Below are 15,449 nucleotides of genomic sequence, written 5' to 3' on the forward strand. Positions count from 1 at the left end.
AAACTTAAAAACAGAAACTTAGAAACTTAAGAAATCGGAAGAGAACACTATGGCTCTCATGACCTTCGACATGAAGCGCAACCCCCAGCAGGCGCGGTTCAGCCTGCTGGCGCTGTTGGCGCTGATGATCATCTTCCCCATGATCGCCCAGCATTTCGGCAATTCGTGGGTGCGCATCATGGATATGGCGCTGCTCTACATCATGCTGGCCCTGGGCCTGAACGTGGTGGTGGGTTTCGCAGGCCTCTTGGACCTGGGCTACATCGCCTTCTATGCCATCGGCGCCTACAGCGCCGGTCTGCTGGCCTCGCCCCAGTTCGCGCAGGTGATCGAATCCTTCGTCAACACCTATCCTGCCATCGGCAATTTCCTGGTGTGGCTGTGCGGTCCGCAGATCGTGCAGAACGGCATCCACCTCTCGCTGTGGCTGATCGTGCCGATCTCGGGCGTGCTGGCGGCGCTCTTCGGTGCGCTGCTGGGCGCGCCCACCCTGAAGCTGCGCGGTGACTACCTGGCCATCGTGACGCTGGGCTTCGGCGAGATCATCCGCATCTTCATGAACAACCTCAACGCCCCGGTGAACATCACCAACGGTCCGCAGGGCATCAACCTGATCGATCCGATCCGCGTGTTCGGCGTCTCGCTGGCCGGCGAGCCGGGGTCGGGTTCGATGGTCAAGGTGTTCGGCATGAGCCTGCCTTCGGTCAACGCGTATTACTACCTGTTCCTGGTGCTGTGCATCTTCGTGATCTTCTTCTCGTCCCGCCTGCAGGATTCGCGCCTGGGCCGTGCGTGGGTGGCCATTCGTGAAGATGAGATCGCGGCCAAGGCGATGGGCATCAACACCCGCAACGTCAAGCTGCTGGCCTTCGCCATGGGCGCTTCGTTTGGTGGCGTGGCTGGTGCCATGTTCGGCGCCTTCCAGGGCTTCGTTTCGCCGGAATCTTTCTCGCTGACCGAATCCATCGCCGTGCTGGCCATGGTGGTGCTGGGCGGCATTGGCCACATCCCCGGCGTGGTGCTGGGAGGCGTGATCCTGGCGGCGCTGCCGGAAGTGCTGCGCCACGTGGTGGAGCCGCTGCAGATGGCCATCTTCGGGAAGGTGTGGATCGATGCTGAAGTGCTGCGCCAGCTGCTCTACGGGCTGGCGATGGTGATCATCATGCTGACCCGTCCGGCTGGCCTGTGGCCCTCGCCGCGCCATGAAGACCGTCCCGAAGTGGACCATACCAAAATCGGCACGACCGGCGAAGTCAAAGCCTAAGCCCTATCAGGAGCACAGAACATGACACAGACACTGCTCAAGATCCGCGACGTCAGCAAGCGTTTCGGCGGCCTGCAAGCCTTGAACGGCGTGGGCATCACCATCGAGCGCGGCCAGATCTATGGCCTGATCGGCCCCAACGGTGCCGGCAAGACCACCTTCTTCAACGTCATCACGGGCCTGTATCAACCCGATACCGGCACCTTCGAACTGGACGGCAAGCCCTATTCGCCGAGCGCTCCGCACGAAGTGGCCAAGGCCGGCATCGCGCGCACCTTCCAGAACATTCGCCTCTTCGGTGAAATGACCGTGCTGGAAAACGTGATGGTCGGTTGCCACGTGCGCACCAAACAAAATGTCTTCGGTGCGGTGTTCCGCCACAAGGCGGCACGCGATGAGGAAGAGGCGATCCGCGCCAAGTCGCAGCAGCTGCTGGACTTCGTGGGCATCGGCCAGTTCGCCAAGCGCACGGCGCGCCACCTCTCGTATGGCGACCAGCGCCGTCTGGAAATCGCCCGCGCCCTGGCGACCGATCCGCAACTGCTGGCGCTGGACGAACCGGCGGCCGGCATGAACGCCACCGAGAAGCTCGGCCTGCGCGAACTGCTGGTGAAGATCCAGGCCGAGGGCAAGACCATCCTGCTGATCGAACACGACGTGAAGCTGATGATGGGCCTGTGCAACCGCATCACGGTGCTGGACTACGGCAAGCCGATTGCCGAGGGCGTGCCGGCCGACGTGCAGAAGAACCCGGCGGTGATCGAGGCCTACCTCGGTGCAGGACATTAAGCGAGACCACAGAACATGACAACCAACATCCTCAAAGTCGAACAACTGAGCGTGGCCTATGGCGGCATCCAGGCCGTCAAGGGCATCAGCCTGGAAGTCAACGACGGTGAACTGGTCACCCTGATCGGCGCCAACGGCGCGGGCAAGACCACCACCTTGAAGGCCATCACCGGCACGCTGCCCAGCAGCAAGGTGGATGGTCACATCTACTATCTCGGCCATCCCTTGAAGGGCAAGAAGTCCTTCGAGCTGGTCAAGGACAAGCTGGCGATGGTGCCGGAAGGCCGTGGCGTCTTCACCCGCATGAGCATCCAGGAAAACCTGTTGATGGGCGCCTACACGAGCAATGACAAGGGCCAGATCCAGGCCGACATCGACCGCTGGTTCGAGGTCTTCCCGCGCCTGAAGGAACGTGCGGCGCAGATGGCGGGCACCTTGTCGGGCGGCGAGCAGCAGATGCTGGCGATGGCGCGCGCGCTGATGAGCCATCCCAAGCTGCTGCTGCTGGATGAACCGTCGATGGGCCTGTCGCCGATCATGGTGGAGAAGATCTTTGAAGTGATCCGCAATGTGTCGGCACAGGGCATCACCATCCTGCTGGTGGAACAGAACGCCAAGCTGGCGCTGCAGGCGGCGCATCGCGGTTACGTGATGGAGTCGGGCCTGATCACCATGGAAGGGCAGGCGCAGCAGATGCTGGATGATCCGCGGGTGAAGGCGGCTTATCTCGGCGAAGGCTAAGATGCCAGGGTAGTGCGCTGGCAGGATTTGCGTAAATGATATAAATCATTTTAAGAAAATCAGGCCGGCAATGAAAAAACGCAGCCAAGGCTGCGTTTTTTTTCGTCCTCCGCCAGAGGAAGAATCCTCACCCTCAAGCCGTCTTGCGCGCCCGCACCTCATTGCGCAGGCTGCGCACCTTGTCGTGATTGGCCAGTACGCCCTGGTACTGGCGTTCGACGATGAGCCGTATATCGGTCGGCAAATCCTCGCTCAAGGCTTTTCGATAGGCGTTCACGGCGGCATCCTCGCCGCGTTCGCATTCTTCCAGGATGCTCTCGTCATCGCGTCCCGTGATGGCGCTCTTCAGGTTGACCCACTGGCGATGCAAGGTGCCGCCCAGGGTGCTGTGGCTGGCCGGCTCGCCGCCCAGGCGCTGCACCAGATCCTGCAGATCCAGCGCGGCCTGCGCGCATTCGGTGGCGCGCAGCATGAAGGTCTCCTTGTAGGGGATGTAGCGTTCCTGTGCATCGTCGGCGCAGGCGCGGAAACCCTTTTCGCCATCGATGGAAATCTGGATCAGGTCGTTCAGGGTGGAGATGAGGTGGTCATTGTTCATGTTGCCCTCCTTTTTTGCCGCCCGGCCGGGGCGGGGATTGGTTCATGTGGGTCAATTGCACGACTCCATCCTAGAACCCTGGCAGGCCGAATTCCATCGGACGGCGGCGCAAGCCCCTGTAGGAAACGGCCGTGCTTTTGCCTGCCGCAAGCGCTACGGTGCAGACAGCCTGACTCGCCGCAACGCCAATACCCACGAGGCTTTCCGCTTTGTCCTACAGGACAATCGGCCGCCGTCCTATAGAGCAGGGCAGTAGGCGCTCGCTATCATTTTTCCCATGATGTCGAGGTACACCGGCGCAGCTGCAACCCGCCACCGCTGACCTGCACATCCCCACGCAAGACCTGTGTTGCGCTTGATTGAAATCCATGTTGAACCCTTGAGCAGGAGGAAACGCATCATGAACAAGAAGACGATCACCGGCCAGTTCAACTTTGCCCTGGGCAAGTTCCAGGAAAGCGTGGGTTCCGTATTGGGCAACGTGCAGCTGCAGCGCGCCGCACAACGCCGCCAGATGGATGGCCGCATCCTGCACGCCGTCGGCGAAGCACAGGACCTGATCAAGCGTTCCCTGCGCCAGCGCGCAGGTTCGCTCTGATCGCTCTGATTGATCCGGGCATTGAACATTTTCGTTCAGCCAGCTGTGCATGGATGCACAGCACTGACGCAGCGCAACAGGTGGTGATGGGGCCTTTGTCCTACACGGCAATGGGTCTGGCGCCGATACAAAGCGCAACAAGGCATCGGTATCTTGCACCTGACTCGCCAGGGCAGGCAGGCCACATCAGTGCAGACCAAGAACAAGGGAGATGACCATGGACAAGCTCGTACTCGGATGGCTTCTGGGTGTGCCGGTGCTGATGCTGATCGTGCTGCAGTACCTGATGTGAGCGGCGCGGAGTGCGCCGCACGCCGGGTGGCCGGGCCAGCCCCGCCGACCCGATCAACCCGTAACGAATTCAAGGAGGGCAAGCATGCAAGCCAACAAGTTCAAGACCGTCCGTACCGATGTGCAGTCGCTGTTGCAGCAGGCACAGGACATGTTTGCCGAAGCCGCCAACGCCACCGGCAAGAAAGCCGATGACCTGCGCGCCGGCGCCCAGGCGCTGCTGGAGCAGGCACTCAATACCGCCCAGGATGCACAGGCCGCCGTGATCGAAACCGGTCGCCAGATGGTCACCACCACCGATGATTACGTGCAGTCCAACCCGTGGCGCGCGATTGCCATCGGTACCGGCATCGGCCTGTTGGTCGGTCTGGCGGTGGGCCGCTGCGCAGATCGCTACTGAGCCCGGACATTTTTCCCGGAACCCGGCGCTGCCCGCGCACGTGCCGGATCCAGCCAGGCGCGCACGGCCCATGCAGCGTGCAGCGCATCAGTCAAGAAACCGGAGAGAAGGAATGACCATGACCCAGAATCCCCCCAAGGCCGATGTCAAGCGCACGGCCTTCCACCTCGACAAGGAGGCCATCCGCGCCGCTGCCAGCAAGATCGATGACGGTGCCGTCACCGAAGGCTATCGCGGCAACCGCGAAGAAGTGGTGGCGATGTTGAACGATGCCCTGGCGACCGAACTGCTGTGCGTGATGCGTTACAAGCGCCATTACTACACCGCCAAGGGGCTTGATGTCGAAGCCATCAAGGGCGAGTTCCTGCAGCACGCTCAGGAAGAACAAAGCCACGCCGACCAGATTGCCGAGCGCATCGTGCAACTGAATGGCGAGCCCGATTTCAACCCCAGGACCATCGCCGAGCGCAGCCATGCGCAATACGACGAATCCGGGGACATCAAGGACATGATCCGCGCCAACCTGGTGGAAGAGCGCGTGGCCATCGAAGCCTATCGCCAGATGATCGAACGCATCGGCGATGACGACCCCACCACCAAGCACCTGCTGATCCGGATCATGGCGCAGGAAGAGGAACACGCCGACGACATGAGCGATCTGCTGGGCCTGTAAACCGGCAGCACCGGACCATTCCCCAACCACTACAAGGAGAGCGACATGAACTGGGACATCGTGGAAGGCAACTGGAAGCAATTCAAGGGCAAGGCCAAGGAACAATGGGGCAAGCTGACCGACGACGACCTCGACGTCATCGCTGGCAAGCGCGACCAGCTGGCCGGCCGTGTGCAGGAAGCCTATGGCGTGAGCAAGGACGAAGCCGAAAAGCAGATCCGCGACTGGGAAGAACGTAACAAGGACTGGCGTCAATAAGCCGTCATTCGTAGCGCTGCTGCGGTGCGCGCAGGCATCGTGGCGGCGGCAGGCAGTTGGAGTGAGTGTGAGTGAGCAAGTGAGTGAACGTGCAGGACGCAGGCCGGTCTTCGTGACCGGTCTGCATGAGAATACGGCCCCCGGCCGCAAACCAGGCAAACCATGAGGAAGGACACAATGAAAAAAATCATCGCAACCATGATCTTCGGTGCAGCCGCTATCGGCCTGCAAGGCGCAGCATTGGCTGCCGATCCGGCGGCCTCCCAGTACAAGGCCGACAAGACCCGTGCCGATGCCGATTACAAGGCGGCCAAGAAGAAGTGCAGTCCCATGAAGGGCAACGACAAGGACGTCTGCGAAAAGGAAGCCAAGGCCGCTCATGAATCGGCCATCGCTGACGCCAAGGCCAAGCGCAAGGGCGCCGAAGCCGACAAGGACGCGCAAAAGGACAAGAACGATGCCAACTATGACGCCGCCAAGGAAAAGTGCGACGCCATGAGCGGCGATGCCAAGGACAAGTGCGTGGCCAACGCCAAGTCCAAGTACGGCAAATAATTCCCGCAAGTAAGCCCCTGCGCCGCCTGATGGCGCGGTCGGTCCGCACCGGGCAGGGTGCGCGGGCGGACCGGCAACCTGCAAGACCATTTCATTACCGATGCGATCACCTGATTGCCGGACACAACCTCAAAGGAGTTTCATCATGTCGCTGACCAAAATGTCCCTGACCAAGCGTTTCCTCGGTTTCTTCCTGGCCCTGTTCATGGTCTCCCTGGTGGGCTGCGCGTCCGGCCCGGGCAAGGAAGGCACCGGCGAATACGTCGATGATGCCGTCATCACCACCAAGGTGAAGGCTGCCATCTTCAACGAGCCGAACCTGAAGTCCTCCGAAATCAACGTGGAAACCTACAAGGGCGTGGTCCAGCTCTCCGGCTTCGTCTCCAGCTCGACCTCTGCTGCCCGCGCCACCGAGCTGGCCCGTGGCGTCAAGGGTGTGGTCTCGGTGCGTAATGACCTGCGCCTGAAGCAGTAAGCGCGGGAACTTGCAAGCGCGTGACCGGTCTCTTGACCGGTCCGCGCTTTGCTTGCATGTGGACGTGCCGCTGGCAAAGCGCATCGGAACGATCCGGTGCGTTTCGCCAGAAGACAGGTCAGGGTCTGTCAGGTATAGTTGGAATCCGTTGCTGCCGGGCAGGGCAGGCCGCCGGTCTGTCAGGATAGGGAGGCGGCAGCGCAGGCCGAGGCCACGCCTGCCCGGTGGATCGATTGCGGTACGGGATCGCCACGGGGCAGGCAGATACAGAGTACAAACATAAAACAGCTCCAAGCAGCGCCCACGGCGCTGACGTTTCAATTCACTGCTCAAACATGCCATGACAAAAATACTTGTAGTCGATGACCACGCGGTCGTACGCGCAGGTGTGCACCACTTCATTTCGGAAATTCCGTCGATGGAAATCGGCGGCGAGGCCAGCACGGCGGAAGAGGCTATCCGTCTGGTGCGTACCCAGGATTGGGATATCGTGCTGCTCGATATCGCCATGCCCGACAAGAGTGGCGTGGAAGTGTTGAAGCAGATCAAGCGTGAAAAACCGGAGTTGCCGGTGCTGATGCTGTCGATGCACCCCGAGAGCCGCTATGCGGTGCAGGTGCTGCGCAGCGGCGCTTCCGGCTATGTGCAGAAGGAAGCGTTGGCCACCGAGCTGGTCAACGCCATCAACACCATCCTGCGCGGGCACAAGTACATCAGCTACGGCGTGGCCGAGCTGCTCACCAGCGAGCCGGTGGACTCCGAGAAGCCGCTGCACGAGACCCTCTCGCAGCGCGAGTACGAGATCTTCTACAAGCTGGGCCAGGGCCAGGGCGTGACGCAGATCGCCGACGAGCTGTGCCTGTCGGTCAAGACCGTCAGTACCTATCGTTCGCGGGTGCTGCAGAAGATGAGCATGACCAACAATGCGGACATCATTTATTACGCGATCAAGAACAACCTGATCGACTGAGCCTGGTACCCCGGGTGGCAGGCAAGCAAGAGCGGTAGGGCGCATCATGGACGACAAACTCAACAGCAGGCCCCAGCGCGACAGCGACGGGACACCCTTGCGGATCTTCCTGGTGGAGGATTCCGAGGACGTGCGGGACCTGATCGTGGAGAGCCTGTCGGAAATCGGCGGGGTGCGTCTGGTGGGCCATGCTGAAAGCGAACTGGAGGCCTTGCGCCATCTTCAGCAGAACAGCTATGACGTGCTGATCCTGGACATCCAGTTGAAGCAGGGCAATGGCATGAGCCTGCTGCAATCGCTGGCCCGCTCCAATACGCGGCGCCAGAGCGAGGTCAAGGTGGTCTTCAGCAATCACGTCAGCCCGACCTATCGCCGCGTGGGGGTCCAGTGCGGGGTGCAGCACTTCTTCGACAAATCGTCCGAACTGCCGCTGCTGTGCGACCTGCTGGAAGAGCTGGCGGGGCAGAAGGCGGGCCGGTCCGGCCGGACTTCATCGAGCAACAATTCGCCGCAGGGCCCGGCCCAGGCGGGCGGACTCTGACACATTTTTTTGCTGCATAATTCGCGCAGCCAACCATCGTGCCGCCAATGCATTTCGGCGCGGCCACGATGGACTGAACAGACGATACGACCAGAACCGATCATTGCCAGTGTGCCGCCCGCCAGGACCGTCGCGGCAGGCAGGGCACCAGACCAAGGGATTTCCGACGATGCAGAAGAACAATGACGGCCTTCGTCCGTCCTCCGCCGATCTCCAGAACAGCGCATCGGTCGAGTATTTTGCGGCGTCACATGCGCATTACAGCAGCATGGTGACGCTGGCCATGGGCCTGGCCATGGCGGTGATCCTGCTGGCGGTGGTGGTGCTGGTGACGGGCGCGCTGGGCGAAGAATACCGGCGCCTGCTCTCGGGCCTGTTGGCCGTGCGGGAAGTCACCGCGATCGGTTTCATCCTGGGCGCCTCGGCCCTCTACCTGCGCTGCATGCACTCGGGCACACGCCGTGCCGCGCTGCGCAAGCTGGCCGTGGGGCTGGCCGTGCTGCTGCTGGCGCTGGGTGTGGTCTCGCTGGTGCTGGGCGTGATGTACACGCTGGGCTGGCTGCCGCTGGATGCCGCGCATCCGGTCTCGCCGCTGGCCATTCCGCCGTTGCTCGCGCTGGGCTTCGTGCTGATGGCCCTGGCCCTGCTGCTGCATGACTGGCGCCTGCTGGGCGGCTACTATCCGGCCGAATACCTGGCCTTCACCATCATGGGCCTGTCGGCCATTCCGCTGGTGGGCTATCTGTATGACGTGAGCCAGTTCATCTATCTCGACTTCCCGCTGCCGATCTCGCTGCTGTCTTCGCTGGTCTTTGCCTTGCTGGGGGCGGCGCTGTTGATGGCGCGGCCCTCTCATCCGCTGATGGCGGTGATTCTGCGCATGGCGCCAGGCGGTCAGATGCTGCGTCATCTGTTGCCGCAGACCCTGTTCCTGCTGCTGGCCTTCAGCCTCTTGCTGAACTGGGGCATGACCCATGGCTGGATCCTGCCGGAACTGGTGCTGCCCACGCTGACGCTGATCAACGGCGTGATCGTGCTCTTCATCTTCTGGGGTTCGGCCAGCCGGCTCGACAGCGAATACGGCGAGCGCACCCGCAATGCGCAGAAGCTGGCCGAAACCAGTGCCTTGCTCAACGCGGTCAGCGAAAGTACCAGCGATCCGATCTTCGTCAAGAACCGCCAGGGTCTGATGATCTTTGCCAACCCGGCCACGCTGCACAAGCTGGGCAAGACCTGGGAAGAGACCATGTACCGCTCCAGTCGCGAGTTGTTCCTGGTCGAGGAAGAGGCCGACACCATCGACCGCGACGACCGCCGCGTGATGGCCTCGGGCAAGCCCGAGAAGCTGGAGCAGACGCTGCACCTGCCCGAAGGCGTGGTCACCTTCCAGACCGCCAAGGTGCCCTGGTTCGGCAAGGATGGCAGCGTGCAGGGAGTGATCGGCATCAGTACCGACATCACCGAGCGCAAGCAGGCCGAGGATGAATTGCGCCAGCGCGAGAGCCAGCTGGAAAAGACCGTGATCCAGCGGACCGCCTTGCTGCGCGAACTGACCAACCACCTGGAGACCGTGCGCGAAGAAGAAAAACGCGCGATTGCCCGCGAGCTGCACGACAACATGGGCGCCTCGCTGACCGCCTTGTCGATGCACCTGGAAGGGGTCTACCAGATCCTGCCCCCGGACGAGAAATGGGCCGACCGCAAGTCCCGCATGCAGGGCCTGATGAAGTCGCTGGTGGCCACCACGCGGCGCATCCAGACCGAGCTGCGGCCCAATACGCTGGATCTGTTCGGGCTGAAGGCGGCGATCTCCGAGCAGCTCGATGAATTGCATGAGCGCACCGGCATCACCTGCCGTGCCAGCCTGCCGGATGAGGACGTCGAAGTCGGACATGAAATGGAAATCGCCATCTATCGCATGCTGCAGGAAATGCTCAACAACGTCACCAAGCATGCCAAGGCCAGCAAGGTCGACGTCATCCTCGACATCGACGAAGACCACGTGGCCCTGACCGTGCGTGATGACGGCGTGGGCATCCCCGAGGAGCGGCGCGACAATCACAAGACCTATGGCCTGCGCGGCCTGCGCGAGCGTGCCACCTTCTTTGGCGGCGAGGTCGATATCCGCTCTACGCCGGGCAAGGGCGCGTTGATCAGCATCAGCCTGCCGATTCGTCCTGAGCTGGCGGCCAGCGAATCCTGAAGAACACTCGCGCGGCCTGCTTCATGGTCGCTTCCATCCCTCCGAAAGCCGCTCGCAGAGCGGCTTTCTGCGTTCTGGTGCGCTGCTTTGCAGGGGGCGTTTTTCCGGCACGGCTTTTCTGTTTTTCCTACGCAGGAAAGGGCGCCTCTCTTATGTCGGCGCCACTGGCTCATCGTTACCATGAACTCATCGTCACTCACCGCCCAAGGGGCGCAGCAGCGTGACGGAGCCGGCCCGCAGGCCGGGTAACCCTCAGCCAACAACGCAAAGGAGCCATCATGAACAAGGACCAGATCAAGGGCAGCCTGAAGGAAGCCGCAGGCAAGGTGCAGGAGAAGACGGGCGAGCTGACCGGCAACACCAGCCAGCAGGTCAAGGGTGCGGCCAAGCAGGTGGAAGGCAATGTCCAGAAGACCTATGGCGACGCCAAGGAAGCCACCAAGGACTGATGCCGTGTGCATCTCCGGCTGGGCCGGGCCGGCGCCGTTGCGGGGCCCCAAGCTCAGCCGTGTAGGAAAGCACCTACGCGAGAATCGGAAAAGGCTGATTTTGTGATACGGCAATTTCCGCGACCATGACGGCATGGTGCTGGTAGAGCCGGGGAATCAAAAAGAGTTCTCGGTTTGCCGCATGAAATTCTCAGCTCACCGCCAGAAGGGATCCCTGAAAGGGCAGACCATGAAAAAAACAGTCGGTATTTGCATGCTGGCAGCCGCTTCGGCTTTCGCCTCCCACGCTTTCGCAGCAACCCCGCAAGCCGTCGACAGCGCCGCGCGCTGGTCGGCTTCCACGATGGACCGTCACATGCCGGTGGATGCAGCCCGTCTGCACACAGCAGGGCAGAAGAAATTCCGCTACATGGACATGGCCGAGACCAGGCGTTCGAAGTCCTTGCAGAACGCCGTGCTGCTGTATGGCGAACGCGGCGCGAAGGGCAAGGATGCGCAAGACGAGCGTGCTCATGAGGCCGCACCGCGCGCGCCGGTCTATCGCAATCACGCGCCTGCTCAGGCACCGCGCGTGATCATGCGCCCGTCGACCTGAACGCCGGACGCTCCCCCATCTGACGAAGAGTAAAAAGAGGAAGGAGTCATCATGAAGAGCATCAAGACCCTGGCAGTGACCTCGCTAGCCATCTGCGCCTTCACCACCCTGACCGGCTGCAGCAACATGAGCCAGCGCGACAAGAACACCGCCATCGGCGCCGGCGCCGGCGCAGTAGGTGGTGCCGTGCTGACCGGAGGCAGTGGCCTCGGTACGGTAGGTGGTGCCGCCGTGGGTGGCATCATCGGCAATCAGGTCGGCAAGTAAGCCGACCATAAGTCCGCTGCAGGCCGGTTGATGAACTGCTGGCCTGGTCCGAAGCAGAACCATCGCAGGACCATCGCAGTACCATCAAGAACGCCGCGACGAGTCATCTCGTCGCGGCGTTGTCACTTGCGGCGCATGCATGCGCCGACTTATTTTTTCGCGTGCCTGTGCGCGTGACCGGAGGGGGATGCAGGGGCAGCCGCTGCCGGCTGTGCGGCCTGGTAGTCCTTGTAGATGCGCGCGGCGCGTGCATTGTCTTGCGCACGCGCCTGTGCGGCTTCCTTGCGGCAGGCCGCGGCCTCCTTGCCGCGCAGGCTGCGGCAGGCCTTCAGCGCCTCGGCATAGGCGGCCGCCGTTTCCTGATTGAGGTTGCGCAGACGCGCCTGGGGGCTGGTGTCTTCCTGGTACCAGCGTTGCGGATCGGCCTTGTTGACGTCCTCTTCGGCCGCGTGTGCGGTAGCGGCAGCGAGCAGGGAGACGGCAGCCAGGATGCCCGGCAGGAATGGAGTGAGGAATTTATTGTTCATCGGGGTTGAGCCTCATCACGTTACGGAGATAGGAAGAACCGTCCGCGAGAGGCTGCCCTGACTAGCAGCGAGAGTGCCCGCAAGCAAACGGCGCGGCCGGTGACAGGCACCGGCCGCGCCGTTTTCCCGTCCGCCAGCGGATGGTATCAGGCTTGCGCAAGGGAGGGGAGCGGGCCAAGGCGGGGGCGCGTGGCCGCCGCGGGAGCCATCCGCAGGCTGCCGCCCCGCCTTATATCTTGCCCAGTAGCAGCAGGATCAGCAGGATGATGACGATGGTGCCAGCGATGCCGCTGGGACCGTAGCCCCAGCCACGGCTGTGCGGCCAGGCCGGGATGACGCCGATGAGGATCAGGATCAGGACGATGAGCAGGATGGTGCCGAGGGTCATGGATTTCTCCTTTCTTATTGAGTTCGCTTTTGCCCGCCAGGGTGCAAGCGCCGTGTGATACGTGAAGCTGGGCCCATCTTAGGGCGGCCCTCATCGCGACACGATCAGCGCCCCTCGCAATGTGCTGTAGGAAAATCCTGCAAGCGCGGGTAGGTGGGCGCGCCCGGCGCGGGCCGGGCTTACCGATCGCTGCCAACTTGGTGCAAGGCACAACGGAAGTGCGGGGCACGCCCGATTTGATCGCGCCGTCCGCGCTGTCGGGGTGTGGCCGCCAGACCGCACCATGTGCCGCAAGCTCAGTCTGGATGCGGTTTTGCGGCCGGTGCCCTGGTTCTGGCACGCTCTTTGCTGAACGAAGCTCACAGCGCAGCAGTGCGCAAGCAATGTGAAGGTGTGGCCAATGGCGGTCGCGCCGTCCGGGACAAAGGCGTCTTCCGATATGGCTCATCCATGTCGGGACACGCCTTTTTTGTTTGAGCTTTCGACAAATCGCAACGCAAGGGGAACAGTGCTATGGAATCCAAGGGTCAGGCGGTCAAGGCAGGCGTGCAGGGGAGCACGGACGGCGCACACAACGCACACGATGCACAGCTCGGACCGGTACCGGCGGTGGACGGCAAGCGTCGCAAGCTGATGCAGGGCGCGGCGCTGGCGGCCGGTGGCGGCATGCTGGGCCTGGCCCCGGGCGGCGCCTGGGCGGCCGGTTCCGACAAACCGGAAAAGGAAGAAGTGAAGATCGGCTTCATTCCCCTGACCGATTGCGCCTCGGTGGTGATGGCCTCGGTGCTGGGTTTCGACAAGAAATACGGCATCAGGATCGTCCCCAGCAAGGAAGCCTCCTGGGCCGGCGTGCGCGACAAGCTGACCAATGGCGAGCTGGACGCGGCCCATGTTCTGTATGGCCTGATCTACGGCGTGCAGCTGGGCATCGGCGGGCAGAAGAAGGACATGGCCGTGCTGATGGGCCTGAACCACAATGGCCAGGCCATCACACTCTCCAAAAAGCTGGCCGACAAGGGTGCCGTCGATGGTGCCTCGCTCTACAAGCTGATGCAGACCGACAAGCGCGAATACACCTTCGCCCAGACTTTCCCCACCGGCACCCACGCCATGTGGCTGTATTACTGGCTGGCCGCCAATGGCATCAACCCGATGAAGGATGCCAAGGTCATCACCGTGCCGCCGCCGCAGATGGTGGCCAACATGCGGGTGGGCAATATGGATGGCTTCTGCGTGGGCGAACCCTGGGGCCATCGCGCCATCGTCGATGGCGTTGGCATCACCGCCATCACCACGCAGGACATCTGGAAGGACCATCCCGAAAAGGTGCTGGGCACCTCGCTGGAGTTCGTGCAGAAGTATCCCAACACCTGTCGCGCGATGATGGCCGCCATCCTCGAAGCCAGCAAGTGGATCGATGCCTCGCTGGTCAACAAGAACAAGATGGCCGAAGTGATCGCCGACAAGTCCTACGTGAACACCAGCAAGGACGTGATCGACCAGCGCATCCTCGGGCGCTACCAGAACGGCCTGGGCAAGACCTGGGACGATCCCAACTACATGAAGTTCTATGAGGAAGGCCAGGTCAACTTCCCCTTCCTCTCCGACGGCATGTGGTTCATGACCCAGCATCGCCGCTGGGGCCTGTTGAAGAGCGATCCGGATTACCTGGCCGTGGCCAGGTCGGTCAACCAGATCGATCTCTACAAGGAGGCCGCCGCCATGACCAAGACGCCGCTGCCCAAGGATGTCATGCGCAGTTCCAAACTGATGGATGGCACGGTGTGGGACGGCAAGAATCCGGCGGCCTACGCGCAGTCCTTCAAGATCAAGGTGTAAGCAGCGCCGGCCGCATCTCAGGGCCATTACGGTGAAGTGTATCGAGCAAGGGGAAAACGATGAGTGCAGTCGTGGAAAGCATCATGGGCGACAACGCCAAGCCCGCCGGCAACAGCCACGCAGGCGTGTCTGCGGCCAGCGAACCGCTGCGCGCAGCGGCCGCCAACGAAGCGCAGGTGGCGCCTGCGGCCAGCGCTGCCGCCAGCGTGAAGACACGCAGCCTGCGCAAGAAGATCGTCGTCGGCAGCCTCTTCATGCGCGTGGTGCCGCCGCTGCTGGGTGTGGCGCTGCTGGTGCTGGTGTGGCAGATCATCGCGTTGAAGACCAGCAGCTTCCCCACCCCGTGGCTGACCTTGAAGGAAGCGGGCGTGATGTTTTCCGATCCCTTCTACCGCAACAGTCCCAATGACCAGGGCATAGGCTGGAACGTGCTGGCCTCGCTGCAGCGGGTCGGCATGGGCTTCGGGCTGGCGGCGCTGGTGGGTATTCCGCTGGGCTTTGCGATTGGCCGGGTGGAATTCCTCTCGCGCATGTTCGGCCCCATCATCAGTCTGTTGCGCCCGGTGTCACCGCTGGCCTGGTTGCCCATCGGCCTGCTGGTCTTCAAGTCGGCCAACCCGGCGGCGATCTGGTCGATCTTCATCTGCTCGATCTGGCCGATGATCATCAATACCGCCGTCGGTGTGCAGCGCGTGCCGCAGGATTACATGAACGTGGCGCGGGTCTTGAATCTGTCCGAATGGAAGGTGCTGACCAAGATCCTGTTCCCCTCGGTCTTGCCCTACATGCTGACGGGCGTGCGCCTGTCCATCGGCACTGCCTGGCTGGTGATCGTGGCCGCCGAGATGCTCACCGGTGGCGTCGGTATCGGCTTCTGGGTCTGGGATGAATGGAACAATCTGAACGTGCCGCACATCATCATCGCCATCGTCGTCATCGGCGTGGTCGGGCTGGTGCTGGAACAATTGCTGGTGGCGCTGGCCAAGGCGTTTACCTACGAGCAGGTCAACCACTAAGGGGCGCGGATC

General features: G+C 62.2%; 20 protein-coding genes. 17 read left to right on the forward strand and 3 right to left on the reverse strand.

Features of this window, described 5'->3' with window-relative positions; genetic code table 11:
• Positions 1 to 49: 49 nt before the first annotated feature.
• From AACH55_RS05115 to AACH55_RS05125, 3 genes are read left to right on the forward strand one after another with little or no spacing between them, the layout of a single operon-like run.
• On the forward strand, positions 50 to 1,264 hold the full coding sequence (locus AACH55_RS05115; RefSeq protein ID WP_338717518.1) for an ABC transporter ATP-binding protein: 1,215 nt from the start codon (positions 50 to 52) through the stop codon (positions 1,262 to 1,264).
• A gap of 21 nt (positions 1,265 to 1,285) precedes the next feature.
• The gene (locus AACH55_RS05120) at positions 1,286 to 2,053 is read left to right on the forward strand and encodes an ABC transporter ATP-binding protein (protein WP_338717519.1); all 768 of its coding nucleotides are present in this window, start codon (positions 1,286 to 1,288) and stop codon (positions 2,051 to 2,053) included.
• Positions 2,054 to 2,068: 15 nt separating this feature from the next.
• Positions 2,069 to 2,794, forward strand: a complete 726-nt coding sequence (locus tag AACH55_RS05125; RefSeq protein ID WP_338718348.1) for an ABC transporter ATP-binding protein — start codon at positions 2,069 to 2,071, stop codon at positions 2,792 to 2,794.
• Positions 2,795 to 2,927: 133 nt separating this feature from the next.
• Here the strand turns inward: AACH55_RS05125 and AACH55_RS05130 are convergent, their stop codons facing one another.
• Entirely contained in the window at positions 2,928 to 3,392 is a 465-nt protein-coding gene (locus AACH55_RS05130; RefSeq protein WP_338718349.1) for a PA2169 family four-helix-bundle protein, read from the reverse strand.
• A gap of 400 nt (positions 3,393 to 3,792) precedes the next feature.
• Here AACH55_RS05130 and AACH55_RS05135 point away from each other — a divergent pair, with 400 nt between their 5' ends.
• The 12 genes from AACH55_RS05135 to osmB all read left to right on the forward strand — a co-directional run bounded on the left by AACH55_RS05135 (position 3,793) and on the right by osmB (position 11,667).
• Positions 3,793 to 3,990 (forward strand): CsbD family protein, encoded by a 198-nt coding sequence (locus tag AACH55_RS05135; RefSeq protein WP_338718350.1) that lies wholly within the window; start codon positions 3,793 to 3,795, stop codon positions 3,988 to 3,990.
• 376 nt (positions 3,991 to 4,366) lie between these two features.
• The gene (locus tag AACH55_RS05140; protein ID WP_338718351.1) at positions 4,367 to 4,681 is read left to right on the forward strand and encodes a DUF883 family protein; all 315 of its coding nucleotides are present in this window, start codon (positions 4,367 to 4,369) and stop codon (positions 4,679 to 4,681) included.
• 112 nt (positions 4,682 to 4,793) lie between these two features.
• A complete protein-coding gene (locus AACH55_RS05145; protein WP_338718352.1) occupies positions 4,794 to 5,354 on the forward strand; it encodes a ferritin-like domain-containing protein in 561 nt (186 codons plus the stop codon).
• Between the two features lie 45 nt (positions 5,355 to 5,399).
• Positions 5,400 to 5,612, forward strand: coding sequence for a CsbD family protein (locus tag AACH55_RS05150; protein WP_338718353.1), 213 nt, complete (start codon positions 5,400 to 5,402; stop codon positions 5,610 to 5,612).
• A 177-nt stretch (positions 5,613 to 5,789) separates the two neighbouring features.
• The gene (locus AACH55_RS05155) at positions 5,790 to 6,167 is read left to right on the forward strand and encodes a cell envelope biogenesis protein TolA (protein WP_338718354.1); all 378 of its coding nucleotides are present in this window, start codon (positions 5,790 to 5,792) and stop codon (positions 6,165 to 6,167) included.
• A 145-nt stretch (positions 6,168 to 6,312) separates the two neighbouring features.
• Entirely contained in the window at positions 6,313 to 6,642 is a 330-nt protein-coding gene (locus AACH55_RS05160; protein WP_338718355.1) for a BON domain-containing protein, read from the forward strand.
• Positions 6,643 to 6,982: 340 nt separating this feature from the next.
• On the forward strand, positions 6,983 to 7,612 hold the full coding sequence (locus tag AACH55_RS05165; protein ID WP_006464715.1) for a response regulator transcription factor: 630 nt from the start codon (positions 6,983 to 6,985) through the stop codon (positions 7,610 to 7,612).
• Between the two features lie 46 nt (positions 7,613 to 7,658).
• Positions 7,659 to 8,153, forward strand: coding sequence for a response regulator (locus tag AACH55_RS05170; protein ID WP_338718356.1), 495 nt, complete (start codon positions 7,659 to 7,661; stop codon positions 8,151 to 8,153).
• A 169-nt stretch (positions 8,154 to 8,322) separates the two neighbouring features.
• Positions 8,323 to 10,356: a PAS domain-containing protein gene (locus AACH55_RS05175; protein ID WP_338718357.1), complete on the forward strand. Its 2,034-nt coding sequence runs from the start codon at positions 8,323 to 8,325 to the stop codon at positions 10,354 to 10,356.
• A 278-nt stretch (positions 10,357 to 10,634) separates the two neighbouring features.
• The gene (locus tag AACH55_RS05180; protein ID WP_338718358.1) at positions 10,635 to 10,805 is read left to right on the forward strand and encodes a CsbD family protein; all 171 of its coding nucleotides are present in this window, start codon (positions 10,635 to 10,637) and stop codon (positions 10,803 to 10,805) included.
• A 133-nt stretch (positions 10,806 to 10,938) separates the two neighbouring features.
• Positions 10,939 to 11,400, forward strand: coding sequence for a hypothetical protein (locus tag AACH55_RS05185; RefSeq protein WP_338718359.1), 462 nt, complete (start codon positions 10,939 to 10,941; stop codon positions 11,398 to 11,400).
• A 51-nt stretch (positions 11,401 to 11,451) separates the two neighbouring features.
• Positions 11,452 to 11,667 carry an osmotically-inducible lipoprotein OsmB gene (gene osmB / locus AACH55_RS05190; protein WP_338718360.1) on the forward strand — a complete coding sequence of 72 codons (216 nt, stop codon included), beginning with the start codon at positions 11,452 to 11,454 and terminating at the stop codon, positions 11,665 to 11,667.
• A 149-nt stretch (positions 11,668 to 11,816) separates the two neighbouring features.
• Here the strand turns inward: osmB and AACH55_RS05195 are convergent, their stop codons facing one another.
• Both AACH55_RS05195 and AACH55_RS05200 read right to left on the reverse strand, forming a co-directional pair.
• On the reverse strand, positions 11,817 to 12,194 hold the full coding sequence (locus tag AACH55_RS05195) for a hypothetical protein (RefSeq protein ID WP_338718361.1): 378 nt from the start codon (positions 12,192 to 12,194) through the stop codon (positions 11,817 to 11,819).
• A 229-nt stretch (positions 12,195 to 12,423) separates the two neighbouring features.
• Positions 12,424 to 12,582, reverse strand: a complete 159-nt coding sequence (locus AACH55_RS05200) for a DUF3309 family protein (protein ID WP_338718362.1) — start codon at positions 12,580 to 12,582, stop codon at positions 12,424 to 12,426.
• A gap of 666 nt (positions 12,583 to 13,248) precedes the next feature.
• Between AACH55_RS05200 and AACH55_RS05205 the strand changes: the two genes are divergently transcribed.
• Positions 13,249 to 14,421, forward strand: a complete 1,173-nt coding sequence (locus AACH55_RS05205; RefSeq protein WP_338720180.1) for a CmpA/NrtA family ABC transporter substrate-binding protein — start codon at positions 13,249 to 13,251, stop codon at positions 14,419 to 14,421.
• Positions 14,422 to 14,480: 59 nt separating this feature from the next.
• Positions 14,481 to 15,437, forward strand: a complete 957-nt coding sequence (gene ntrB / locus AACH55_RS05210) for a nitrate ABC transporter permease (protein WP_338718363.1) — start codon at positions 14,481 to 14,483, stop codon at positions 15,435 to 15,437.
• Positions 15,438 to 15,449 lie beyond the last annotated feature (12 nt).

Origin of the sequence: Herbaspirillum sp. DW155, from assembly GCF_037076565.1 — a bacterium.
Taxonomy (GTDB): domain Bacteria; phylum Pseudomonadota; class Gammaproteobacteria; order Burkholderiales; family Burkholderiaceae_D; genus Herbaspirillum.